Here is a 23,757-nt window from a genome sequence, read left to right on the forward strand (position 1 = left end):
GACACGGCGCAACGGCGTCCGTCACGACAAAGGCCGCACGCGAACCTGGGTTCGCGTGCGGCCTCGTTCTTTTCGTTTCGATACGAAGGCCGGATGGCCTCGTGCTCAGGCGCTCAGCACTCGCCCTTCTTCGCGTGCCCCGGCGGGCAGTGATAGCCGCCATGACCGCGATGACGCTCGTGATCTTCCCACTCGCGGCGTTCCCAGTAGCGGCGGCCGTCCCAGTAGCGGTCGCCGTGCCAGCCGACGATCACCGGCGCCGGTGCGACCACGACGGGCGCGGGTGCGACGACGACCGGCGGGGGCGTGCCGATGTTGACGTCGACGTTGACGGCGTGAGCGAGGCCGGACAGCGAAAGGCCGAGGCCGGCGAAGGCGAGGGCGATCAGCGAGCGTTGCATGTTCTTTTCCGTGGTGTGGTGATGAATGGGTCGGCGCGACGCGATGGAAGCGAGGGGGACCGCTCCACCGGGGGGATCGCCGCACCGACACGATGAAGTGTGCTGGCGTGCGACGGAAAAGGCGAGTCGTGATTATTACGGAGGATTGGCGGTGCGCAGGCGCGCGACGGGGCATCCATTTGACAGTGACGGGCCGCCGGTGTGGGCGATCCCGCGACATCGCGCAGCGCCGACGGCGGGGATTTGACATTCGACCGCGCGCGGCGGCGAACGAGTATTAACAGCGCGTTACAAAGTCACGCCCGGCGGGCCGCCGGATCGCGATACCCATGGCGTCGAAGCGCGACAGCCGGCCATCGGGCCGGCTGTCGTCATTGACCGGTTACAGATAGAACATCCGGTCTTCTTCCGGGCGCGGCGGATGATCTTCGTCCGAGCCTTCTTCCTCGCCGCTGTCCTCGTAGAACGCGAGCACCGCGTCGAGCACCTGGTCGGGGTCGTCGATCACCTGCATCAGGTCCATGTCTTCCGGGTTGATCAGGCCGTTCGGAATCAGCTGATCGCGGAACCATTGCAGCAGTCCCTGCCAGAACTCGCTGCCGACGAGAATGATCGGCACGAGGCGCGACTTCTTCGTCTGGATCAGCGTGAGCACTTCGGACAGCTCGTCGAGCGTGCCGAAGCCGCCCGGCATCACGATCACCGCATCGGAGTTCTTCACGAACGTGACCTTGCGCGTGAAGAAATGGCGGAAGCGCAGCGAGATGTCCTGATAGTGATTGCCGGCCTGCTCATGCGGCAGCTCGATGTTCAGGCCGACCGACGGCGCCTTGCCGGCGTGCGCTCCCTTGTTCGCGGCTTCCATGATGCCGGGGCCGCCGCCGGAGATCACGGCGAAGCCGGCGTCCGACAGCTTGCGCGCGATCTGCACCGCGAGCTTGTAGTGCGGCGTATCGGGTTTGAGGCGGGCAGAACCGTAGATGCTGACGGCCGGGCGGATCTCCGACAGGTACTCGGTCGCCTCGATAAACTCTGCCATAATCGTGAACATCTGCCACGATGCGCGCGCCTTCTTGGCCGTCGCGCGTTCTTGATCTGCGAGCGAACGCAGACTCGGAATCACTTTTCTCTTGTTCATAATGCCTGAAGAACGAAATCTGGAAGGTAAGACCCTGCTATTGGTTGACGGTTCGAGCTATCTGTATCGGGCTTACCATGCGATGCCTGATTTGCGTGGCCCTGGCGGGGAGCCGACCGGAGCGCTCTACGGAATCATCAACATGCTGCGCCGTATGCGCAAGGAAGTCAGTGCAGAGTATAGCGCTTGCGTGTTCGATGCAAAGGGCAAGACGTTCCGCGACGACCTTTATGCCGACTATAAGGCAAACCGTCCGTCGATGCCGCCCGACCTCGCATTGCAGGTCGAGCCGATCCACGGCGCCGTGCGCGCGCTCGGCTGGCCGCTGCTGATGGTCGAAGGCGTCGAGGCCGACGACGTGATCGGCACGCTCGCGCGCGAAGCGGAGCAGCACGGGATGAACGTGATCGTGTCGACCGGCGACAAGGATCTCGCGCAACTCGTGACCGAGCGCGTCACGCTCGTCAACACGATGACGAACGAGACGCTCGATCGCGACGGCGTGATCGCGAAGTTCGGCGTGCCGCCCGAGCGGATCATCGACTACCTCGCGCTGATCGGCGACACCGTCGACAACGTGCCGGGCGTCGAGAAATGCGGGCCGAAGACGGCCGTGAAATGGCTGTCGCAATACGACAGCCTCGACGGCGTGATCGAACACGCGGCCGAGATCAAGGGCGTGGTCGGCGACAACCTGCGCCGCGCGCTCGATTTCCTGCCGCTCGGTCGCAAGCTCGTGACGGTCGAGACGGCCTGCGATCTCGCGCCGCATCTCGAATCGATCGAGGCATCGCTGAAGAGCGACGGCGAGGCGCGCGAGCTGCTGCGCGACATCTTCGCGCGCTACGGCTTCAAGACCTGGCTGCGCGAAGTCGACAGCGCACCCGCGGAAGGCGGCGGCGCCGATGCGCCGGAAGGCGAGCCGGCCCCGGTGATCGCGACCGACGTCGTGCGCGAATACGACACGATCCAGACGTGGGAGCAGTTCGACGCGTGGTTCGCGAAGATCGATGCGGCCGCGCTGACCGCGTTCGACACCGAGACCACCGCGCTCGACCCGATGCTCGCGCGGCTCGTCGGCCTGTCGTTCTCGGTCGAGCCGGGCAAGGCGGCCTACCTGCCGGTCGCGCACCGCGGCCCCGACATGCCCGAGCAGCTTCCGCTCGACGAGGTGCTCGCGCGCCTGAAGCCGTGGCTCGAATCGGCCGATCGCAAGAAGGTCGGCCAGCACCTGAAGTACGACGCACAGGTGCTCGCGAACTACGGCATCGAACTGAACGGCATCGAGCACGACACGCTGCTCGAGTCGTACGTGCTCGAATCGCACCGCACGCACGATATGGACAGCCTCGCGCTGCGTCATCTGGGCGTCAAGACGATCAAGTACGAGGACGTGGCCGGCAAGGGCGCGAAGCAGATCGGTTTCGACGAAGTGGCGCTCGCGCAGGCCGCCGAATATGCAGCCGAGGACGCCGATATCACGCTGCAGCTTCATCACGCGCTGTATCCGCAGGTCGCGCGCGAGCCGGGCCTCGAGCGCGTGTATCGCGAGATCGAGATGCCGGTGTCGCTCGTGCTGCGCAAGATGGAGCGTACGGGCGTGCTGATCGACGATGCGCGTCTGCAGGCGCAGAGCACCGAAATTGCGACGCGTCTGATCGAGCTCGAAGGGCAGGCGTACGAACTGGCGGGCGGCGAATTCAATCTCGGGTCGCCGAAGCAGATCGGGCAGATCTTCTTCGAGAAGCTGCAGTTGCCGGTCGTGAAGAAAACGCCAAGCGGCGCGCCGTCGACCGACGAGGAAGTGCTGCAGAAGCTGGCCGAGGACTACCCGCTGCCGAAGCTGCTGCTCGAGCATCGCGGGCTGTCGAAACTGAAGTCGACCTATACCGACAAGCTGCCGCGCATGGTGAACCCCACCACCGGCCGCGTGCACACGAACTATGCGCAAGCGGTCGCGGTGACGGGCCGCCTTGCGTCGAACGACCCCAATCTTCAGAACATTCCGGTGCGCACGGCCGAAGGCCGGCGCATCCGCGAGGCGTTCATCGCCGCGCCGGGCCACCGGATCGTGTCGGCCGACTATTCGCAGATCGAATTGCGGATCATGGCCCATATCTCGGGCGACGCGTCGCTGCTGCGCGCGTTCTCGCAGGGCGAGGACATCCACCGCGCGACGGCCGCCGAAGTGTTCGGCGTGACGCCGCTGGAGGTCAATTCCGACCAGCGCCGGATCGCGAAGGTGATCAACTTCGGGCTCATCTACGGGATGAGCGCGTTCGGGCTCGCGTCGAATCTCGGCATCACGCGCGATGCGGCGAAGCTCTATATCGACCGCTATTTCGCCCGCTACCCGGGCGTCGCGCAGTACATGGAAGACACGCGCGCGACCGCGAAGGAGAAGGGCTACGTCGAAACCGTTTTCGGTCGCCGCCTGTGGCTGCCCGAGATCAATGGCGGCAACGGCCCGCGCCGCCAGGCGGCCGAGCGCGCGGCCATCAATGCACCGATGCAGGGCACGGCGGCCGACCTGATCAAGCTGTCGATGATCGCGGTGGACGACTGGCTCACGCGTGACCGGCTCGCGTCGCGGATGATCATGCAGGTGCACGATGAACTGGTGCTCGAGGTGCCCGAAAGCGAGCTGTCGCTGGTGCGCGAGAAATTGCCGGAAATGATGTGCGGCGTCGCGAAGCTGAAGGTGCCGCTGGTCGCCGAAGTGGGCGCCGGTGCGAACTGGGAAGAGGCACACTGACGCACCCCCGGGCGCTCCCCGTTCCCCGCGGCATATTGTTGCAGGGATGCCGAATATCGAGATGGTTTGCTTGTGGTCAACGCGCAAGCTCCCGGACAATGCATGTCAGTCATGTCATTGATGCGGGGCGGCGCGCCCCGCGTTCCGGATCGGCCGCATCGAAGTGCTTCGAACTGCACATCGACGATGTCCGAACCGGTTAATCCACCGGGCGGCGCGAATGCATCGCGTTTGCTTCGTCCGGCGGCAGCAGTTTCGAATCGCAAAGGGGGAATCGGATGCATCGGATCATCATCGTAGGCGGAGGCGCGGGCGGCCTGGAACTGGCGACGCGGCTCGGCGATCGTTACGGCGCGCGCGGCAATCGTCCCGCGCGTGCGCTTGTCACGCTCGTCGACCGCAATCCGACGCACATCTGGAAACCGCTGCTGCACGAGGTCGCGGCCGGCAGCATGGACCCGTTCACGCAGGAGCTCGAATATGCGGCGCAGGCGCGCTGGCACGGCTTCGAGTTCCAGCAGGGCGAGCTGTCCGGGCTCGACCGCGCGGCGAAGCGTCTCATGCTGGCGCCCCTCAACGACAGCGACGGCGCAGAACTGTTGCCGGCGCGCGAGCTGGAATACGACACGCTCGTGATCGCGATCGGCAGCACGACCCACTTCTTCGGCGTGCAGGGCGCACCGGAAAACGCGATCGCGCTCGATACGGTCGGGGAGGCCGAACGCTTCCGCAAGCGGCTGATCGCGGCATGCATGCGTGCCGAGCACCAGACGCCGGCGCCGACGGCGCCGGGTGGGGCGGCCGAGCCGCGCATCCAGGTCGTGATCGTTGGCGGCGGCGCGACGGGCGTCGAGCTGTCGGCGGAACTGCGCAATACCGCGCAGGTGCTGTCCGCGTACGGGCTGCACAAGCTCGATCCGCGCAACGACGTCGGCATCGTGCTGATCGAATCGGGGCCGCGGATTCTGCCGGCACTGCAGGAGCGCGTGTCGGCGGCGACGGCCGAACTGCTCGAGAAGCTCGGCGTGCGGCTGATGCTCGGCGAGCGCGTGACCGAGGTGGCGCCCGGGTTCGTGCATACCGCGAGCGGCAAGGTGGTGCGCGCGGACCTGACGGTCTGGGCGGCCGGCATCAAGGCGCCGTCCGTGCTGGCGCACCTCGACGGCCTCCAGGTCAACAAGCTCGGGCAGCTCGACGTGCGCCGCACGTTGCAGACCTTCACCGACGACAACGTGTTCGCACTCGGCGATTGCGCGGCCTGCGCATGGCCCGGCAACGAGCGCAACGTGCCGCCGCGCGCGCAGGCTGCGCACCAGCAGGCGAGCTTCCTGCTGAAGGCGATCGGTTGCCGGCTCGAGGGGCGCCCGCTGCCCGAATTCACGTATCGCGATTTCGGTTCGCTCGTGTCGCTCGGTCACTTCAGCGCGGTCGGCAATCTGATGGGCGGGCTCATCGGCGGCAACATGCTGATCGAAGGGCTGTTCGCACGCTTCATGTACATGTCGTTGTACCGGCTGCACATCGCGGCGCTGCACGGTTATCCGCGGATGATGCTCGACACGGTCGCGCACTGGCTGCGGCGCACGACGCTGCCGCGCGTGAAGCTGCACTGATCGCGTACTCGCGTACTCGTGTACTCGCATGCGGAGCGGGTGGAGAATGCGCACGTCGTGCGTGTTCGCCGCCCGTTTTTCTTTTCGATTCGCAAGGATTCGGTCGCGCGATGCACGTCGATAGGCGCAACCGCGTGGTGATTCGGCGGGCCGTCGGCAGGTTGCCACGCGATGTCGAGTCGATCGCCGCCACGCGTCGTAATCGAGTCTTACACATCCGACAGTTGACGCGACAACGGATTATTGGGCATCTTGTCCGGGTTTTCGTTTGCGGCGGAGTGCCAACCGCCGCGACATCCGCGCCGCGCGCCGGTGCGATGCCCCGTCATGGCGTATCCGCGATCGTGACGGCGGCGCCCAATCGAGGAGTGCATTCATGTTGAAACCCGAAGTCGACAGCCTGGTCCCCCATGTCCCGTTCTCGCGCCGCAAGTTCATGCAGGCCGCGCTGGGCGGCACCTTCGCGGCGGCCGTGCTGCCCGTGTCGGCGCAGACGGTCACGACCGACAGCGCAGGGCTGGACGTCGACACCATCGAGATCCGCTCCGGCGATGCGAGCGTTCCGGCTTATCGCGCCCAGCCGGTCGACAAGACGAACCTGCCGGTCGTCATCGTGATTCACGAGATTTTCGGCGTGCACGCGCATATCGCCGACGTGTGCCGGCGCTTCGCGAAGCTCGGCTATCTCGCGATCGCGCCCGACCTGTTCGCCCGGCAGGGCAACGCGGCGAAGTATCCGACGATGAAGGAGCTTTACGACCACATCATCAGCAAGGTGCCGGACCGGCAGGTCACCGAGGATCTCGATGCGACCGTCGCGTGGGCCGGCAAGAACGGCGGCGACCTGACGCGTCTCGGCGTGACCGGGTTCTGCTGGGGCGGCCGCCAGGCGTGGCTGTACGCGGAACACAATCCGCACGTGCGGGCCGCCGTGGCCTGGTACGGATTCGTCGAAGGCAAGACCGACGAGATGACGCCGTTCAACCCGGTCGACCACGCGTCGTTGCTGAAGGTGCCCGTGCTCGGGCTGTACGGCGAGAAGGATCAGAACATCACGCAGGCGTCGCTCGCGGACATGCGCAAGGCGATCCAGGCGAGCGATTCGAAGCTCGCGCGCGAATCGGAGATCGTCGTGTATCCGGATGCCGGTCACGCGTTCTTCGCCGACTACCGGCCGAGTTACGTGAAAGGCGATGCCGAGGACGGCTGGAAGCGCGCGATCGAGTGGTTCCACAAGTACGGCGTGATGTAAACGGCAAGCGGCGGCAACTGCCGCCGCGGCATCGGTCGGCGCAGCGCCGGCCGCGGCTTCACCGGCCGCCGCAGCACCGGCCACCGCGGCACCGGCCGCCGCTTCATCCTCGTCGCGCCGCGCGGGGGCTCAAGGATTCGGGCCGGTCGCGATCGGTCGCGACGGATCGGCGCTCCACTCGCTCCACGAGCCGGGGTACAGCGACGCGCCGTGCAGGCCCGCTACTTCCAGCGCCAGTGCGTTGTGGCATGCGGTGACGCCGGAGCCGCATTGCAGGATCGCGCGATTCGGTTCGGTGCCGGCCAGCACGGCAGCGAATGCTTCTCGCAATTCGTGGCCGCTCTTGAAGCGGCCGTCGGCGGCCAGATTGTCCTTGAAGAAGCGGTTGCGCGCGCCCGGAATGTGGCCGCCCACCCGATCGATCGTTTCATTTTCGCCGCGATAGCGATCCGGTGCGCGCGCATCGATCACGACGCGCGAGGGCGACGACACGTTCGCGAGCACGGCGGCTGCATCGACCGTCGATTCGAGCGGCGCGGCTGAGCGGAAGTCGCCGGCGGCCGGTTGCGGCACGTCGGTCGTCAGCGGCTGGCCGGCCGCTTCCCAGGCCTGCAGGCCGCCGTCGAGCACGGCAACCGAATCGTGGCCGAGCCAGCGCAGCAGCCACCACAGGCGCGCCGCGTACGCGCCGCCTTGCGCGTCGTACGCGACGACCTGCTGACCCTGCTTGAGGCCGCGGCTGGCGAGCAGCGTGGCGAGCGCGTCGCGGGTCGGCAGCGGATGGCGGCCGTTGGTGCCCGTCTTGCGGCCCGACAGGTCGCGGTCCAGGTGAAGATAGTGCGCGCCGGGGAGGTGGCCGGCTGCGTACGCGGCTTCGCCGGCGCCGGGGTCGGCGAGATCGAAGCGGCAGTCGAACAGCGCGACGCTGCCGGGCGCCGCGGCCAGGCGCTCGGCGAGATTGGCGGCGGAGATGAGCGTGGTGTAGTGAGTGTGCGGCATGACGGCTCCCTGGAGTGCAAATGGCCTGACACTCCAAGTCTAAACAAAAAAAGACGGGCCGAAGCCCGTCTTTTCGTTTGCCGGCGGCCGCGCGGCGTCGACGCGCCGCACCCGCATCACAGGTCGCCGAGGTGGCGGCGCAGGAACTCGTGGAAGTGCTGCATGCCGTCTTCCATCGGGCTCTGGTACGGGCCCACCTGCGACTCGCCGCGGGCCATCAGCGCGCGGCGGCCCGCATCCATCCGCATCGCGATCTCGTCGTCCTCGACGGCCGTTTCCATATACGCGGCACGCTCGGCCTCGACGAATTCGCGTTCGAACAGCGCGATTTCCTCGGGGTAATAGAACTCGACGATGTTGGTCGTCTTCTGCGGCCCGCGCGGAATCAGCCACGACACGACCAGCACGTGCGGATACCACTCGATCATCAGGCCCGGGTAGTAGACCATCCAGATCGCGCCGAACTCCGGCGGCACGCCGTTGCGGAACTTCAGCACCTGCTCGTGCCACTTCTGGTAGGTCGCGCTGCCCGGTTTCGCGAGGGCGTTGTGCACGCCGACCGTCTGCACGCTGTACCAGTCGCCGAACTCCCATTTGAGATCGTCGCACGACACGAAGCTGCCGAGGCCCGGATGGAACGGGACGACGTGATAATCCTCGAGATAGACCTCGATGAACGTCTTCCAGTTGTAATCGCACTCGTGCACTTCGACGTGATCGAACTGGTACTCGGAGAAGTCGAAGTGATGCTTCGTGCCGAGATGGGCGAGGTCGCGCGCGACGTTGCGGCCCTCCGCCTCGAACAGCAGCCCCTGCCAGTTCTGCAGCGGGCTCTTGCCGAGGTTCAGGCACGGCTTGTCGGGGAAGTGCGGCGCGCCGAGCAGCTGGCCTTCCAGATCGTACGTCCAGCGGTGCAGCGGGCACACGATGTTCTGCGCATGGCCGCGCCCGTTGAGCATGATCGCCTGCCGGTGGCGGCACACGTTCGACAGCAGTTCGATCTGGTTCGTCTGGTTACGGACCAGCACGCGGCCTTCCTTCTCGGACGGCAGCGCAAAATAGTCTCCCGCCTCGGGCACCATCAACTCGTGCCCGACGTAACGAGGTCCTTTCTTGAAGAGGGTTTCGATCTCGCGCTCGAGTAGCGCCTCATCGAAATATGCAGTGACTGGAAGCTGGCTGTGAGCCGACTTCAACTGAAGCGCATCGCTCAGATTGGACATTCCCACTCCCGGTGTTAGCGTGAAAGCAGTGAACAACCCAACCATCGAAAAATCGATTTAGGGAAACGGAGAATTATACCCGGTTCGCCTCGCAAGGCTAGGATTAAGTGCCTGATTTGTGTCAATTTTTTGTCGGGCGACCGTCGAAAGGCGCACACTGTGTGCCGGAGATGGGGCCGGAATTGTGCGCGGGCGCCCACGACGGCAGGTCGGAAAATTCTCTTTTGCCGTAGAATGTCCGACTTGTTTTGAAATTTGACACCTCGTCCATGGCGAAAACCGCATCCCCAGGCGCCACGCCGCCCGGCAATGGCACCGAACCGTTGCCGGACAATTACGAGATGGCGCTCGCGGAGCTCGAGACGCTGGTTGCCCGGATGGAAGGCGGCGCGTTGAGCCTCGAGGATTCGCTGGCGGCGTATCGTCGCGGTGCGACCCTCGTTGCGTTTTGCCAACAGCAGCTCGAGAAAGTGGAGCAGCAGGTTCGCGTGCTCGACGGCGCGACGCTGAAGCCGCTTTCGTCCGGAACGGCCGCCACGGACGGCGAAGACGACGATCTATGACATTCGAACAATGGATGCGGTCCGTGCTTGACCGTGTCGAGGACGCACTCGGCCACTATCTGCCGGCTGAAACGGCGACGCCCGCGAAACTTCACGAGGCGATGCGCTACGCGGTCCTCGGTGGCGGCAAACGCGTTCGCCCGCTGCTGTGCCATGCAGCGGGCGAGCTGACCGGGGCGACGGAGGCGGCGCGCAACGCCGCGGCGGCGGCGCTGGAGATGATCCACGTCTACTCGCTCGTGCACGACGACATGCCGTGCATGGACGACGACGCGCTGCGTCGCGGCAAGCCGACCGTGCACGTGCAGTACGACGAGCCGACGGCGCTGCTGGTCGGCGACGCGCTGCAGTCGCAGGCGTTCGTCGCGCTGACCGACGCCGCTGCGCTGTCGCCGGTGCAGCAGGCGGCGCTCGTGCGCGAGCTGGCGCTCGCGAGCGGCTCGATCGGCATGGCCGGCGGGCAGGCGATCGATCTGGCGAGCGTCGGCCTGAAGCTGACGCGCGAGCAGCTCGAGACGATGCACCGGATGAAGACGGGCGCATTGCTGCGCGCGGCCGTGCGGATGGGCGCGCTGGCCGGCGAGACGCCGTCGGCGGAAACGATGGCCGCGCTGGATGTGTACGCGGGGGCCGTGGGTCTGGCCTTTCAGGTCGTCGACGACATTCTCGACGTCACGACCGATTCGGCGACGCTCGGCAAGACGGCCGGCAAGGACGCGGCGAACGACAAGCCGACCTATGTATCGATCCTCGGTCTCGAGGCGTCGCGCGAGCTGGCAGCGCAGCTGCGCGCCGAAGCGCATGACGCGCTGAAACCGTTCGGCGCACGCGCACAGCGTCTCGCCGAACTTGCCGACCTGGTAGTGAACCGGGTCAGCTGACGCGAAAGCCCGCCGCCGCGCACATGCCACGGTGCGCGCAAAAGAATGCGGGCGCGTTTGATTTCCTACAATGGAACGACGATGTACGACTTGCTGAAAACCATCGACGACCCGGCGGATTTGCGCCGCCTCGATCGTCGCCAACTGCAACCGCTCGCGGATGAACTGCGCGCGTTCGTGCTCGACAGCGTGTCGAAGACGGGCGGCCACTTGTCGTCCAACCTCGGGACGGTCGAGCTGACGATCGCGTTGCACTACGTGTTCAACACGCCGAACGATCGCATCGTCTGGGACGTGGGTCACCAGACCTACCCGCACAAGATCCTGACGGGTCGCCGCGACCAGATGCATTCGCTGCGTCAGTACGACGGCATCTCGGGCTTCCCGCGCCGCAGCGAATCCGAATACGACACGTTCGGCACCGCGCACTCGAGCACGTCGATCTCGGCCGCGCTCGGCATGGCGATCGGCAGCCAGCTGAACGGCGACGACCGCTTCTCGATCGCGGTGATCGGCGACGGCGCGATGACGGCCGGCATGGCGTTCGAGGCGATGAACAACGCGGGCGTGTCGGAAGATGCGAAGCTGCTCGTGATCCTGAACGACAACGACATGTCGATCTCGCCGCCGGTCGGCGCGCTGAATCGCCATCTCGCCCGCCTGATGTCGGGCCGCTTCTATGCAGCTGCGCGTGCAGGCGTCGAGCGCGTGCTGAGCGTCGCGCCCCCGGTGCTCGAACTCGCGCGCAAGCTCGAGGAGCATGCGAAGGGCATGGTCGTGCCGGCTACGCTGTTCGAGGAATTCGGCTTCAACTACATCGGCCCGATCGACGGTCACGATCTCGATTCGCTGATCCCGACGCTGCAGAACATCCGCGAACTGCGCGGCCCGCAATTCCTGCACGTGGTGACGAAGAAGGGCCAGGGCTACAAGCTCGCCGAAGCCGATCCGGTGCTCTATCACGGCCCCGGCAAGTTCAACCCGGCCGAAGGCATCAAGCCGTCGACCACGCCCGCGAAGAAGACCTACACGCAGGTATTCGGCGAGTGGCTGTGCGACGAAGCCGAGCGCGATACGCGCGTGGTCGGCATCACGCCCGCGATGCGCGAAGGCTCGGGCATGGTCGAATTCGAGAAGCGTTTCAAGGATCGCTACTACGACGTCGGCATCGCCGAGCAGCACGCGGTGACGTTCGCGGGCGGTCTCGCGACCGAGGGGCTGAAGCCCGTCGTCGCGATCTACTCGACGTTCCTGCAGCGTGCGTACGACCAACTGATCCACGACGTCGCGCTGCAGAATCTTCCGGTCGTGTTCGCGATCGACCGCGCGGGCCTCGTCGGCGCGGACGGCGCGACGCATGCGGGCGCGTACGATCTCGCGTTCATGCGCTGCATCCCGAACATGACGATCATGGCGGCATCCGACGAAAACGAATGCCGCCAGATGCTGCACACGGCGCTGCAGCAACCGAACCCGACCGCGGTGCGCTATCCGCGCGGCGCGGGCACGGGCGTGGCGACGGTGAAGGAATTCACCGAGATTCCGCTCGGCAAGGGTGAAGTGCGTCGCCGGACGTCGCAGCCGGAAGGCAAGCGCGTCGCGATCCTCGCGTTCGGCACGATGGTCGCACCGTCGCTCGCCGCTGCCGAGGAGCTCGATGCAACGGTCGCGAACATGCGCTTTGTGAAGCCGATCGATGCGGCGCTCGTGCGCGAGCTGGCCGAAACGCACGACTACCTCGTCACGGTCGAGGAAGGCTGCGTGATGGGTGGCGCGGGTTCGGCCTGCGTCGAAGCCCTGATGGAGAGTGGGGTTATCCGACCCGTAATACAATTGGGCCTCCCTGACCAGTTCATCGATCACGGCGACCCCGCGAAGCTGCTGTCGCAATGCGGCCTCGACGGCGCGGGCATCGCGAAATCGATTCGCGAACGCTTTCTGAGCCCGGCGGCCGATGTCGCCGATCAGGCGAAGCGCGTCGCATGAGGCGGCGCCGCCTGCGGGCGGCGCCGGCGCGACTGGCGCAACCGGTCTTCATGGATGCGGAAAACATGGGCCTGCGGGCCCATGTTGCTTTTCCGGCTGCCGCGTGACGCGGCGTGCGCGTCGTCGGACGCGCGGCTTACAAGGATTGAACCAAGATGAACCAGATGAACCCCGCCTTCGTGATGCCCGACGTGCAGAGCACGGTGGATACCCGTCAGATCCCGATTCAGCGCGTGGGCGTGAAGGCGGTCCGGCATCCGTTGACGGTGTGTACCGAAAGCGGCGACGTGCAACCGACCGTCGGCGTCTGGAACCTCGACGTCCGTCTGCCTGCCGATCAGAAGGGCACGCACATGTCGCGCTTCGTCGCGCTGCTCGAAGAGAATCGCGCGCCGCTGACGGTCGAGCGCTTCCGCGCGATGCTCGCGTCGATGCTCGTGAAGCTCGAGGCCGAGGCCGGCCGCATCGAAGTCACGTTCCCGTATTTCGTGAACAAGACGGCGCCGGTGTCGGGCGTGCAGAGCCTGCTCGACTATGAAGTGACGCTCGCGGGCGAAAGCCGCAACGGCGACACGCGCCTGTTCCTGAAGGTGCTCGTGCCGGTGACGAGCCTGTGCCCGTGCTCGAAGAAGATCTCGCAATACGGCGCGCACAACCAGCGCTCGCACGTGACGATCGATGCGGAGCTGGCGGCCGATCTGCCGGTCGAGGCGCTGATCCGCGTCGCCGAAGAAGAAGCGTCGTGCGAACTGTGGGGGCTGCTGAAGCGTCCCGACGAGAAGTTCGTCACCGAGCGAGCGTACGAGAACCCGAAGTTCGTCGAGGATCTCGTGCGCGATGTCGCGCAGCGTCTCGATGCGGACGAGCGGGTGGTCGCCTACGTGCTCGAAGCCGAGAACTTCGAGTCGATCCACAATCACAGCGCGTATGCGCTGATCGAGCGCGACAAGCGGCACGCTGCATGAACGCCGCGACGTTTCGTCGCGCCAATGAGAAAGGCAGCTCGGAATCGAGCTGCCTTTTCGTTTTCCGGCTGGCGGCGTTGCGTTGCGCGATTCAGCGTGCGAGCGACGCGAGATCCCAGCGCGGCTTCACCGTGAACGCGTAGTCGGCATTCGCCTGTTCGGGCCAGCGGCCGAGGCGCAGCGCGCCCGCGAGCGCGATCATCGCGCCGTTGTCGGTGCAAAGCGCGAGATCGGGATAGTGCACGTCGAAGCCGCGCTTGGCCGCGGCCGCCGACAGGGCCGCGCGCAACTGGCGGTTCGCGCCGACGCCGCCCGCGACCACGAGGCGCTTGAGCTTCGTCTTCTTCAGCGCGGCGAGCGACTTCGCGACGAGCACGTCGACGGCCGCATCGACGAAGCCGCGCGCGAGGTCGGCCTTCGCCCGTTCGAGAGCTTCGCCGTCGAGCTGCGCCGCTTCGAATTTCTTCATCTGCGTGAGCACGGCCGTCTTCAAGCCGCTGAAGCTGAAGTCGAGATCGCCCGAATGCAGCATCGGGCGCGGCAGCACGACCGCGCCCGGCGTGCCCGTTTCCGCGAGTTTCGAGACTTCGGGGCCGCCCGGATAGCCGAGACCGATCAGCTTCGCCGTCTTGTCGAACGCTTCGCCGGCCGCGTCGTCGAGCGTTTCGCCGAGCGTCTCGTAGACGCCGACGTCGGTCACGCGCATCAGTTGCGTGTGGCCGCCGGAAACCAGCAGCGCGACGAACGGGAACGGCGGCGGCTCGTCGACCAGCAACGGCGACAGCAGATGGCCTTCGAGGTGGTGGATGCCGACGGTCGGCTTGTTCCACGCGAGCGCGAGCGCATTCGCGATGCTCGCGCCGACCAGCAGCGCGCCGGCGAGGCCGGGGCCCTGCGTGAATGCGATCGCGTCGATGTCCTCGCGGCGCGTGCCGCTTTGCGCCATCACCTCCTCGAGCAGCGGCAGCGCGCGGCGGATGTGGTCGCGCGACGCGAGTTCGGGCACGACGCCGCCGTAGTCGCGGTGCATCGCGATCTGCGAATGGAGCGCGTGCGCGAGCAGGCCGCGCTGCGTGTCGTAGAGCGCGAGGCCGGTTTCGTCGCAGGAGCTTTCGATGCCGAGAACGAGCATGGGTACGGGCAGGGCGCGCCGTTTCGGACGCGCCGCAGATAGGTCGACGTAACCGGAAAGTATAGCAGGCGAGGGCGGGCCGGCGCTGGCGGCGGCCCGGCCCCGATGCCGGGCAGGTACAATCCGCGCCATGGAAACTTATGACATCGCCGTGATCGGCGCGGGCGCCGCCGGCATGATGAGCGCCGCGGTCGCCGGGCAGCTCGGCCGCCGCGTCGTGCTGATCGATCACGCGCCGCGGCTCGCCGAGAAAATCCGCATCTCGGGTGGCGGCCGCTGCAACTTCACGAACCTGTATGCCGGGCCCGACAATTACCTGTCGTCGAATCCGCATTTCGCGCGCTCGGCGCTGGCGCGCTATACGCCGCGCGACTTCCTCGGACTGCTCAAGCGCCATCGCGTGACCTGGCACGAAAAGCACAAGGGTCAGCTCTTTTGCGACCACGGCAGCGACGCGATCATCGACGTGCTGAAGCACGAGTGCGACGCGGGCGGCATCGCGTGGCGCCGGCCCGTCGTCGTCGACGCGGTGCGCCATACGCCGTCGGACGGCTTCACGCTCGATACGCAGCAGGCCGGCCCGATCGCTGCGCGTGCACTGATCGTCGCGACCGGCGGCCTGTCCATCCCGAAGATCGGTGCGACCGACTTCGGCTATCGGCTCGCGAAGCAGTTCGGCCACAAGCTCGTCGATACGCGGCCCGCCCTCGTGCCGCTGACGTTCGCGCCGCAGGACTGGGCGCCGTTCGCGCCGCTGTCCGGCGTATCGCTCGAAGTGCGCGTATCGACCGGCGACAAAAAGCGCGGCGGCGAATTCGTCGAGGATCTGCTGCTGACCCATCGCGGGCTCTCCGGGCCGGGCATCCTGCAGATCTCGAGCTACTGGCAGCCCGGCGACCCGATCCGCGTCGACCTGCTGCCGCAGCGCGACACGGTGGCCGACCTGCTCGACGCGAAACGCACGTCGAAGCGCCAGATCGGTTCGCTGCTCGCCGACTGGGTGCCGTCGCGCCTCGCGCATGCGTGGCTCGACACGCATCGCGTCGCGGCCGACGCGCGGCTCGCGGACCTGCCCGACAAGACGCTGCGCCAGATCGGCGACGCGCTGTCCGGCTGGACGCTCACGCCGAACGGCACCGAAGGCTACAAGAAGGCCGAAGTGACGAAAGGCGGGGTCGATACGCGGGAGCTGTCGTCGGCGACGATGATGAGCGCGCGCGTGCCGGGGCTGTTCTTCGTCGGCGAGGCGGTGGACGTGACGGGCTGGCTCGGCGGCTACAACTTCCAGTGGGCGTGGGCGTCCGGCACGGCGGCCGGGCAGGCTGCGGCCGAGTATGCGCGCGGCGCCTGACGCACCGGCCCGCGCCGTTGCGCCCGGGGGCGGCCCCGTGCCTTTGGGCATGCGCTCTGCTATACTCGGTAGTCTTTCCCTGCAAACCTTTATTCGTGTCGGATCATGACGATCATTCGCGTTAAAGAGAACGAGCCGTTCGAAGTTGCCATGCGTCGCTTCAAGCGCACGATCGAGAAGAACGGTCTGCTGACCGAGCTTCGTGCGCGCGAGTTTTACGAGAAGCCGACCGCGGAGCGCAAGCGCAAGAAGGCCGCGGCGGTGAAGCGTCACTACAAGCGTATTCGCAGCCAGACGCTGCCGAAGAAGCTGTACTGAACGATTGGGCGCCGCGCGGTTCGCTGAGCGGCGCACCGGCGACTCCGCGCGATCGGGTGCGGTCGCGCAGCCGATCAGGCGGCGAGTCGCCGATGCCGGATTCGAGCAACCCGCTTGAGACACTGTCCCAAGCGGGTTTTTGTGTTGACGTCCGTTCGCGGGCGTCGGATTCACGTTTCCATCCCGGGTGAAAGATGAGTTTGAAAGAGCAGATCAGCGAAGACATGAAGGCCGCGATGCGCGCGAAGGAAAGCGAGCGTCTGGCAACGATTCGCCTGCTGATGGCCGCGATCAAGCAGCGCGAAGTCGATGATCGGGTCACGCTCGACGACGTGGGCATCACGGCCGTGGTCGACAAGATGATCAAGCAGCGCAAGGATTCGATCAGCCAGTTCCAGGCGGCCGGCCGCGACGATCTCGTCGCGAAGGAGCAGGCCGAGCTGACCGTGCTGGGCGGCTACATGCCCGCGCAACTGTCGGACGCCGAAGTGGCGGCCGAAGTCCAGGCGGCGGTCGCGCAAACCGGCGCAGCCGGTCCGCAGGACATGGGCAAGGTGATGGGCGTGCTGAAGGGCAAGCTCGCCGGCCGTGCCGACATGACGGCCGTTTCCGCGCAGGTCAAGGCCGCGCTCACGAAGTAAAACCTGTTTCCGGCGCGCCCAGCGATGCGTGCGCCGGGCGCCGTATCCTCTTTTTTCGCTCGATCCCACGGTGATTCCGCATTCGTTCCTGCAGGATTTGCTGAACCGCGTCGATATCGTCGACGTGGTGGGCCGGTACGTGCAGCTCAAGAAGGGCGGCGCCAATTTCATGGGGCTGTGCCCGTTCCATAACGAGAAGAGCCCGTCGTTTACCGTCAGCCCGACCAAGCAGTTCTATCACTGCTTCGGTTGCGGCGCGCACGGCACCGCGATCGGCTTCCTGATGGAACACGCGGGGCTCACGTTCCCGGAAGCCGTGCAGGAACTCGCGCAATCCGTCGGCCTGACCGTGCCGCACGAGCCGTCGATGCGCGGCGGCGGTGGGGGCGCAGGCGGGGGCGGCGACTATCCGGCGCCCGTGTCGAAATCGGTGGCGACCGCGCTGTCCGACGCGATGACGACCGCGTGCGACTACTATCGCAAGCAGTTGCGTGGCGCGACCGACGCGATCCAGTACTTGAAGAACCGCGGGCTGACCGGCGAGATCGCCGCACGCTTCGGTCTCGGCTATGCGCCGGACGGCTGGCAGAACCTCGAGGCCGCGTTCCCCGACTATCGCGACGAGTCGCTCGTCGAGGCGGGGCTCGTGATCGTCAGCGAGAAAACCGATGCGCAGGGCGTCGCGCGCCGCTACGACCGGTTCCGCGAGCGGATCATGTTCCCGATCCGCAACGTGAAGGGGCAGGTGATCGGTTTCGGCGGCCGCGTGCTCGGCAGCGGCGAACCGAAGTACCTGAACTCGCCGGAAACGCCGCTGTTCAACAAGGGCAGCGAGCTGTACGGGCTGTTCGAGGCGCGGCTCGCGATTCGCGAGCGCAAGTACGTGCTGGTCGTCGAGGGTTACATGGACGTCGTCGCGCTCGCGCAGCTCGGGTTTCCGAACGCGGTCGCGACGCTCGGCACCGCGTGCACGCCGATTCACGTGCAGAAGCTGCTGCGTCAGACCGACACGGTCATTTTCAGTTTCGACGGCGATTCGGCCGGGCGGCGCGCGGCCCGGCGCGCGCTCGAGGCATGCCTGCCGCATGCGGGCGACAACCGCACGATCCGGTTCCTTTTCCTGCCGACCGAGCACGATCCGGACAGCTACGTGCGCGAGTTCGGCGCGGACGCGTTCTCCGAGCAGGTCGAGCGCGCGATGCCGCTGTCCCAATTTCTGTTGAACGAAGCAATCGCCGGCAAGGCGCTCGATCAGCCGGAAGGCCGCGCGAAGGCGCTGTTCGATGCGAAGCCGCTGTTGCAGGCGCTGCCCGCGAACGCGTTGCGCGCGCAGATCATGCACATGTTCGCCGATCGCCTCGACATCCCGTTCGAAGAGGTCGCGGCGCTGTCGGACGTCGATACGCGTATCGCGGCGGCGCCGCGCCAGGCGCCCGCGCGCAGCGAGCGGCGCCGCGTGACGGACAGCGAAAAGCGCGCGTTGCGCACGCTGGTGATGCATCCGCGCGTCGCCTCGCAGCTCGACGACGAACAGATTGCGACCCTGCGTGCGCTGCCGCGCATCGGCGAGTTGTTCGCGGAAGTCGTCGATCATGCGCGTGCGCTGGGGGACGGCGCGGAGTTCCGGCTGCTGTCGGATGTCCTGAGGACGTCCTCGAACGCGGCGACTTACGAGGAAATCTTCCGCGAAATTCTGGACTATGATGAAAACGTCCGCGATTTGCTGTTACAGAATCCGGAAGACGAGACGGTGCCCGAGCGGCAGCGTGAGCAGGAGCGGATTGCGGGGGAGGAGTTGCAGGCGGCGGTGCTCAAGATGCGCTACGACGCCTGCTGCGACCGGCTGGACAGGCTGGCGCGGCAATCCACCTTCACCCCCGAGGAATTGACCGAATTGACGGAATTGAACCAGCAGCGAACCGACATGAAGCGTCGGCTCGGGCTGTAGGCGGCTGGGGCGCTTAGAGAGGGTTCCCCAGCGTGCTATAATATAAGGTTTCCAGCGGTTTGTTTTCCAGGCAGAGGCGAGAATCGCGATGGCAAAGACGACAGGCGGAAAGAAAGCAACAGGCAAGGGCTCGACGGAGCCGACCAAGAAGGTCACAGCGGCCAAGTCTGCTTCTTCCGCCAGGACAACGTCTTCAGCCACGTCAGCTCCTGCGGGAAAGAAAACCGCGGCCGGCACTGCTCAGGCTGCGCCGGCGCCGGCAGCCAGAACACGGGCTGCCGCCAGACCCGACTCCGGGCCGGCCAAGCCGGCGGCGAAGCGGGCAAGTGCGAAAAGCGCAAGGGACACGACTGCCGACGCGGACGAAACGGCAGTACGTACTACTCATGCACCCACGGTTCAACCGGCTGTCGTCCAGCAGCCGCGAGTCGATATAGCCGGTACGGCGAACTCCATGACCAAAAAGCTGAACGAAGTATCCGTCGAAGACGACGCAAATCAGAGCGACGAGCAGCCCGCAGCCGCGGCTGCACCGGGCAAATCCAAGGTGCGCGATCGTCGCGCCAAGGAAAAGGCGCTGCTGAAGGAAGCGTTCGCGACGAGCACGCCGGGCACGGCCGAGGAGCTCGAAGAGCGCCGCGTGAAGCTGCGCGCGCTGATCAAGCTCGGCAAGGAGCGCGGCTTCCTCACGTACGCCGAAATCAACGACCACCTGCCGGACAACTTCACCGAGACCGAAGCCCTCGAGGGCATCATCGGCACGTTCAACGACATGGGCGTGGCGGTATACGAGCAGGCGCCGGACGCGGAAACGCTGCTCCTGAACGACAACGCGCCCGCCGCGTCGTCGGACGATGAAGTCGAAGAGGAAGCGGAAGTCGCGCTGTCCACCGTCGATTCGGAATTCGGCCGCACGACCGACCCGGTCCGGATGTACATGCGCGAGATGGGCACCGTCGAGCTGCTCACGCGCGAAGGCGAAATCGAGATCGCGAAGCGGATCGAGGACGGCCTGCGCCACATGGTGATGGCCATCTCCGCGTGCCCGACCACGATCGCCGACATCCTCGCGATGGCCGAACGCGTCGCGAACGAAGAGATCCGCGTCGACGAGCTCGTCGACGGCCTGCTCGATCCGAATGCTTCGGACTCCACCGATACGGACGGCTTCTCCGCGAAGGAAGCGGAAGCCATCGAGAACGAGGACGAGGAAGCCGAAGAGGAAGAGGAAGAAGAGGAAGAGGAGGAAGACGACGGTGCCGCGCAGGCATCGGCCAACGCCGCCCAACTCGAAGCCCTCAAGCGCGCGTCGCTCGAGAAGTTCGCGCAGATCAGCGAGTGGTTCGACAAGATGCGCCGCGCGTTCGAGAAGGAAGGCTACAAGTCGAAGGCCTACCTGAAGGCGCAGGAAACGATCCAGAGCGAGCTGATGACGATCCGCTTCACCGCGCGTACCGTCGAACGCCTGTGCGACACGCTGCGTGCGCAGGTGGACGAAGTGCGCCAGGTCGAGCGTCAGATCCTGCACATCGTCGTCGACAAGTGCGGCATGCCGCGCTCGGAATTCATCGCGCGCTTCCCCGGCAACGAGACGGATCTCGACTGGGCCGAGAAGATCGCCGCGGAAGGCCATCCGTACAGCGCGGTGCTGTCGCGCAACGTTCCGGCGATCCGCGAACAGCAGCAGCGTCTGCTCGACCTGCAGGCGCGCGTCGTGCTGCCGCTGAAGGACCTGAAGGAAACCAACCGCCAGATGGCGGCCGGCGAACTGAAGGCGCGTCAGGCGAAGCGCGAAATGACCGAGGCCAACCTGCGTCTCGTGATCTCGATCGCGAAGAAGTACACGAACCGCGGCCTGCAGTTCCTCGACCTGATCCAGGAAGGCAACATCGGCCTGATGAAGGCGGTGGACAAGTTCGAATACCGTCGCGGCTACAAGTTCTCGACCTATGCGACGTGGTGGATCCGTCAGGCCATCACGCGCTCGATCGCCGACCAGGCGCGCACGATCCGTATTCCGGTTCACATGATCGAGACGATCAACAAGATGAACCGCATCTCGCGGCAGATCCTGCAGGAAACCGGCCTCGAGCCGGATCCGGCCACGCTCGCCGAAAAGATGGAGATGCCGGAAGACAAGATCCGCAAGATCATGAAGATCGCGAAGGAGCCGATCTCGATGGAAACGCCGATCGGCGACGACGACGATTCCCATCTCGGCGACTTCATCGAGGACACCAACACGGTCGCGCCGGCGGATGCCGCGCTGCATGCGAGCATGCGCGACGTCGTGAAGGACGTGCTCGATTCGCTGACGCCGCGCGAGGCGAAAGTGCTGCGGATGCGTTTCGGTATCGAGATGAGTACCGATCACACGCTCGAGGAAGTCGGCAAGCAGTTCGACGTCACGCGCGAGCGCATCCGTCAGATCGAGGCCAAGGCGCTGCGCAAACTGCGTCACCCGAGCCGTTCCGACAAGCTGAAGTCGTTCCTCGAAGGGAACTGATTTCCAGCATCCGTGCCGCGAACGCCGCCGGTATCCGCATGATGCCGGTGGCGTTCGTTCCCTTTGTCGTCTTTGTTGTTACAATGCCGGCCCGGCCTCGTTGTCGGGGCAGCGTGTAGCACGCTTTGCTTCTCGTCTGGGCCCCTAGCTCATGCTTGGTTAGAGCAGCGAACTCATAATTCGTTGGTGCCGGGTTCGACTCCCGGGGGGCCCACCAGATTCGCTTCCACGGTCGTCCGGGGAAGCTCGAAACCCGCGATTGCCGCACGGCGTCGCGGGTTTTTCTTTGGTGCGCCGCCCGAATGTGTCGAACGTATTGAACGCGTTCGTGCCGGCGCCGCGTGTCGCATCTTCGCCACCGCGGAAACACCGAAAGCGTGCCGCCGCGATATCAATCGAAGTATGCTGTGGCGCGATCCGGTCGCACGCCGGTCCGTAGCGCGCGTACCGTGGACCCGTGCCGCGCTCCGTCCGGCAGCCAGCCAGAACAAACACAATCCGACTTCGCCCGACATTGGGGGGCGGCCAACATGATCATGCTGCGTTCGTGGGGTGCGATTCTGTCGTTGCTGATGCTCGTCGCGTGCGCGAGCCTGCCGCCGCTGGCCGATCGCACGCCGACGCATGCATTCACCGATACGGACGATACGCGGCTGGGCGTCGCGTTCCAGCAGCAGGCCGCCGCTCATCCGGGGCAGGACGCGTTCCATTTGCTGACCGATCCGGTCGATGCGCTGGATGCGCGCGTGCTGCTCGCCGACCGTGCCGACCGCTCGCTCGACCTGCAGTACTACATCTGGCACGACGACCTGACCGGGCACGAACTGGCCGATGCGATCATTCGCGCGGCCGATCGCGGCGTGCGCGTGCGCGCGCTGCTCGACGATCTCGGCACCAATGCGGACGACCGCAAGCTGCTCGAGATCAGCTCGCATCCGAACATCGAGATCCGGTTGTTCAATCCGGTGGCCACGCGCCGCTTCAAGAAGATCGGCACCGTGTTCGAGTTCTCGCGCGTCAACCGGCGCATGCACAACAAGGCGATGATCGCGGACAACCAGGCGGCGATCGTCGGCGGCCGCAATATCGGCGACGAATATTTCGGCGCATCGTCGATGCTGGAGTTCGGCGATCTCGACGTCGTCGTTCACGGCCCGGTCGTGAAGGACATCTCGACGGAATTCGATACGTTCTGGAATTCGCCGTATGCGTATCCGATCGATACGCTGGTCGGGCACGACGCGGCGCCGGGCGGGCTCGATCGCGAACGCGAGCGATTGCGCGACTACCTGCGGGCGATGGAGGACAATCCGTACGTGCTCGAGGCACGGCAGCGGCTCGACCGGATCGTCCACGGGCAGGGCACGGAGCTGTCGTGGGGGCATGCGACGGTGCTGTACGACGATCCGTCGAAGATCGCGCACGCGCCGAAGGACAGCGACGGGCACCTGATGCCGCAGTTGCGCGCGCTTGCGTTGCAGCCCCGGCACGACCTGCTGATCGTGTCGCCGTATTTCGTGCCGGGCAAGGAGGTGGTCGAGCGGCTGCGCGCGCTCACGGCGCGCGGCGTGCGCGTGACGGTGCTGACCAATTCGCTCGCGTCGACCGACGTGGCGGCCGTGCATGCCGGCTACCGGCGCTATCGAAGCGATCTGGTGAACGCGGGCGTGCGGCTTTACGAGCGTCGGCCATCGGGCGACAAGAGCATTTCGAAGCAGATCATCGTCGGCTCGTCGCGCGCGTCGCTGCACGCGAAGACCTACGTGTTCGATCACACGAGCATCTTCATCGGGTCGATGAATCTCGATCCGCGCTCGCTGAACCTCAATACGGAGATCGGCGTTTACTGCGAGAGCCCGGCGATTGCGTCGCAGGTCGCCGACGATCTGGAGGCGCGGCTCGATCGGATCGCATGGCGTGTCGACGCGAGAACCGATCCGGCCGGCAAAGGGCGGCTCAAGTGGATTCAGACGGACGCGGACGGGAAGATCACCGAGATCGATCACGAGCCGGAGGTGTCCACCCCGCGGCGCATGGAAGTGTGGTTTCTCGGGCTGTTTCCGATCGAATCGCAACTGTGAGCGG

At 66.0% G+C, this 23,757-nt stretch carries 18 protein-coding genes and 1 tRNA gene; 14 read left to right on the plus strand and 5 right to left on the minus strand.

The features are described from left to right. Window positions 1-113: 113 nt before the first annotated feature. A complete protein-coding gene (locus WS54_RS03840; RefSeq protein WP_059784081.1) occupies window positions 114-401 on the minus strand; it encodes a hypothetical protein in 288 nt (95 codons plus the stop codon). Window positions 402-783: 382 nt separating this feature from the next. Continuing rightward, window positions 784-1,539, minus strand: a complete 756-nt coding sequence (locus tag WS54_RS03845) for a TIGR00730 family Rossman fold protein (protein ID WP_034205239.1) — start codon at window positions 1,537-1,539, stop codon at window positions 784-786. Window position 1,540: 1 nt separating this feature from the next. Here WS54_RS03845 and polA point away from each other — a divergent pair, with 1 nt between their 5' ends. The 3 genes from polA to WS54_RS03865 all read left to right on the plus strand — a co-directional run bounded on the left by polA (window position 1,541) and on the right by WS54_RS03865 (window position 7,159). Then, window positions 1,541-4,294, plus strand: a complete 2,754-nt coding sequence (gene polA / locus WS54_RS03850; protein WP_034205238.1) for a DNA polymerase I — start codon at window positions 1,541-1,543, stop codon at window positions 4,292-4,294. A 278-nt stretch (window positions 4,295-4,572) separates the two neighbouring features. Beyond that, window positions 4,573-5,907, plus strand: coding sequence for an NAD(P)/FAD-dependent oxidoreductase (locus WS54_RS03855; RefSeq protein WP_059784078.1), 1,335 nt, complete (start codon window positions 4,573-4,575; stop codon window positions 5,905-5,907). Between the two features lie 376 nt (window positions 5,908-6,283). Further along, window positions 6,284-7,159, plus strand: coding sequence for a dienelactone hydrolase family protein (locus WS54_RS03865; protein ID WP_034205236.1), 876 nt, complete (start codon window positions 6,284-6,286; stop codon window positions 7,157-7,159). A gap of 129 nt (window positions 7,160-7,288) precedes the next feature. On the opposite strand, the gene WS54_RS03870 is transcribed toward WS54_RS03865, so the two are convergent. Then, the gene (locus tag WS54_RS03870) at window positions 7,289-8,158 is read right to left on the minus strand and encodes a sulfurtransferase (RefSeq protein WP_034205235.1); all 870 of its coding nucleotides are present in this window, start codon (window positions 8,156-8,158) and stop codon (window positions 7,289-7,291) included. A 116-nt stretch (window positions 8,159-8,274) separates the two neighbouring features. Beyond that, complete coding sequence (locus WS54_RS03875) at window positions 8,275-9,381, minus strand: aromatic ring-hydroxylating oxygenase subunit alpha (protein WP_034205234.1); 1,107 nt, start codon at window positions 9,379-9,381, stop codon at window positions 8,275-8,277. Window positions 9,382-9,650: 269 nt separating this feature from the next. Between WS54_RS03875 and WS54_RS03880 the strand changes: the two genes are divergently transcribed. From WS54_RS03880 to folE2, 4 genes are all read left to right on the plus strand, one after another. Continuing rightward, window positions 9,651-9,944 carry an exodeoxyribonuclease VII small subunit gene (locus WS54_RS03880; RefSeq protein ID WP_006479428.1) on the plus strand — a complete coding sequence of 98 codons (294 nt, stop codon included), beginning with the start codon at window positions 9,651-9,653 and terminating at the stop codon, window positions 9,942-9,944. Next, window positions 9,941-10,825 carry a polyprenyl synthetase family protein gene (locus WS54_RS03885; RefSeq protein ID WP_059501205.1) on the plus strand — a complete coding sequence of 295 codons (885 nt, stop codon included), beginning with the start codon at window positions 9,941-9,943 and terminating at the stop codon, window positions 10,823-10,825. Before WS54_RS03880 ends, WS54_RS03885 begins: the two co-directional genes overlap by 4 nt. 81 nt (window positions 10,826-10,906) lie before the next feature. Next, window positions 10,907-12,811 carry a 1-deoxy-D-xylulose-5-phosphate synthase gene (dxs, locus tag WS54_RS03890; RefSeq protein WP_034205232.1) on the plus strand — a complete coding sequence of 635 codons (1,905 nt, stop codon included), beginning with the start codon at window positions 10,907-10,909 and terminating at the stop codon, window positions 12,809-12,811. Between the two features lie 155 nt (window positions 12,812-12,966). Continuing rightward, a complete protein-coding gene (folE2, locus tag WS54_RS03895; protein WP_059784075.1) occupies window positions 12,967-13,776 on the plus strand; it encodes a GTP cyclohydrolase FolE2 in 810 nt (269 codons plus the stop codon). 91 nt (window positions 13,777-13,867) lie between these two features. Here folE2 and tsaD read toward each other — a convergent pair whose 3' ends face one another. Continuing rightward, a complete protein-coding gene (tsaD, locus tag WS54_RS03900; RefSeq protein WP_059784073.1) occupies window positions 13,868-14,908 on the minus strand; it encodes a tRNA (adenosine(37)-N6)-threonylcarbamoyltransferase complex transferase subunit TsaD in 1,041 nt (346 codons plus the stop codon). A gap of 121 nt (window positions 14,909-15,029) precedes the next feature. Here tsaD and WS54_RS03905 point away from each other — a divergent pair, with 121 nt between their 5' ends. The 7 genes from WS54_RS03905 to WS54_RS03940 all read left to right on the plus strand — a co-directional run bounded on the left by WS54_RS03905 (window position 15,030) and on the right by WS54_RS03940 (window position 23,753). Then, window positions 15,030-16,259 (plus strand): NAD(P)/FAD-dependent oxidoreductase, encoded by a 1,230-nt coding sequence (locus WS54_RS03905; RefSeq protein WP_257128090.1) that lies wholly within the window; start codon window positions 15,030-15,032, stop codon window positions 16,257-16,259. 105 nt (window positions 16,260-16,364) lie between these two features. Continuing rightward, window positions 16,365-16,577, plus strand: coding sequence for a 30S ribosomal protein S21 (gene rpsU / locus WS54_RS03910; RefSeq protein WP_006479415.1), 213 nt, complete (start codon window positions 16,365-16,367; stop codon window positions 16,575-16,577). A 194-nt stretch (window positions 16,578-16,771) separates the two neighbouring features. Then, window positions 16,772-17,218, plus strand: coding sequence for a GatB/YqeY domain-containing protein (locus WS54_RS03915; RefSeq protein ID WP_059784067.1), 447 nt, complete (start codon window positions 16,772-16,774; stop codon window positions 17,216-17,218). Window positions 17,219-17,288: 70 nt separating this feature from the next. Next, window positions 17,289-19,166 carry a DNA primase gene (gene dnaG / locus WS54_RS03920; protein WP_059784065.1) on the plus strand — a complete coding sequence of 626 codons (1,878 nt, stop codon included), beginning with the start codon at window positions 17,289-17,291 and terminating at the stop codon, window positions 19,164-19,166. 88 nt (window positions 19,167-19,254) lie between these two features. Continuing rightward, window positions 19,255-21,672: an RNA polymerase sigma factor RpoD gene (gene rpoD, locus WS54_RS03925; RefSeq protein WP_080747667.1), complete on the plus strand. Its 2,418-nt coding sequence runs from the start codon at window positions 19,255-19,257 to the stop codon at window positions 21,670-21,672. 138 nt (window positions 21,673-21,810) lie between these two features. Further along, window positions 21,811-21,889 (plus strand) — tRNA-Ile (locus WS54_RS03930). Between the two features lie 313 nt (window positions 21,890-22,202). Beyond that, window positions 22,203-23,753 (plus strand): phospholipase D family protein, encoded by a 1,551-nt coding sequence (locus WS54_RS03940; RefSeq protein ID WP_059784062.1) that lies wholly within the window; start codon window positions 22,203-22,205, stop codon window positions 23,751-23,753. Window positions 23,754-23,757: the final 4 nt, after the last annotated feature.

The sequence above is a fragment of the Burkholderia sp. NRF60-BP8 genome (assembly GCF_001522585.2).
Classification (GTDB): Bacteria; Pseudomonadota; Gammaproteobacteria; order Burkholderiales; family Burkholderiaceae; genus Burkholderia.

Coding starts and splice junctions, on each gene's coding strand:
- WS54_RS03840 (WP_059784081.1), bottom strand. CDS start 401: ATGCAACGCTCGCTGATCGCCCTCGCCTTCGCCGGCCTCGGCCTTTCG.
- WS54_RS03845 (WP_034205239.1), bottom strand. CDS start 1,539: ATGAACAAGAGAAAAGTGATTCCGAGTCTGCGTTCGCTCGCAGATCAA.
- polA (WP_034205238.1), top strand. CDS start 1,541: ATGCCTGAAGAACGAAATCTGGAAGGTAAGACCCTGCTATTGGTTGAC.
- WS54_RS03855 (WP_059784078.1), top strand. CDS start 4,573: ATGCATCGGATCATCATCGTAGGCGGAGGCGCGGGCGGCCTGGAACTG.
- WS54_RS03865 (WP_034205236.1), top strand. CDS start 6,284: ATGTTGAAACCCGAAGTCGACAGCCTGGTCCCCCATGTCCCGTTCTCG.
- WS54_RS03870 (WP_034205235.1), bottom strand. CDS start 8,158: ATGCCGCACACTCACTACACCACGCTCATCTCCGCCGCCAATCTCGCC.
- WS54_RS03875 (WP_034205234.1), bottom strand. CDS start 9,381: ATGTCCAATCTGAGCGATGCGCTTCAGTTGAAGTCGGCTCACAGCCAG.
- WS54_RS03880 (WP_006479428.1), top strand. CDS start 9,651: ATGGCGAAAACCGCATCCCCAGGCGCCACGCCGCCCGGCAATGGCACC.
- WS54_RS03885 (WP_059501205.1), top strand. CDS start 9,941: ATGACATTCGAACAATGGATGCGGTCCGTGCTTGACCGTGTCGAGGAC.
- dxs (WP_034205232.1), top strand. CDS start 10,907: ATGTACGACTTGCTGAAAACCATCGACGACCCGGCGGATTTGCGCCGC.
- folE2 (WP_059784075.1), top strand. CDS start 12,967: ATGAACCAGATGAACCCCGCCTTCGTGATGCCCGACGTGCAGAGCACG.
- tsaD (WP_059784073.1), bottom strand. CDS start 14,908: ATGCTCGTTCTCGGCATCGAAAGCTCCTGCGACGAAACCGGCCTCGCG.
- rpsU (WP_006479415.1), top strand. CDS start 16,365: ATGACGATCATTCGCGTTAAAGAGAACGAGCCGTTCGAAGTTGCCATG.
- WS54_RS03915 (WP_059784067.1), top strand. CDS start 16,772: ATGAGTTTGAAAGAGCAGATCAGCGAAGACATGAAGGCCGCGATGCGC.
- rpoD (WP_080747667.1), top strand. CDS start 19,255: ATGGCAAAGACGACAGGCGGAAAGAAAGCAACAGGCAAGGGCTCGACG.
- WS54_RS03940 (WP_059784062.1), top strand. CDS start 22,203: ATGATCATGCTGCGTTCGTGGGGTGCGATTCTGTCGTTGCTGATGCTC.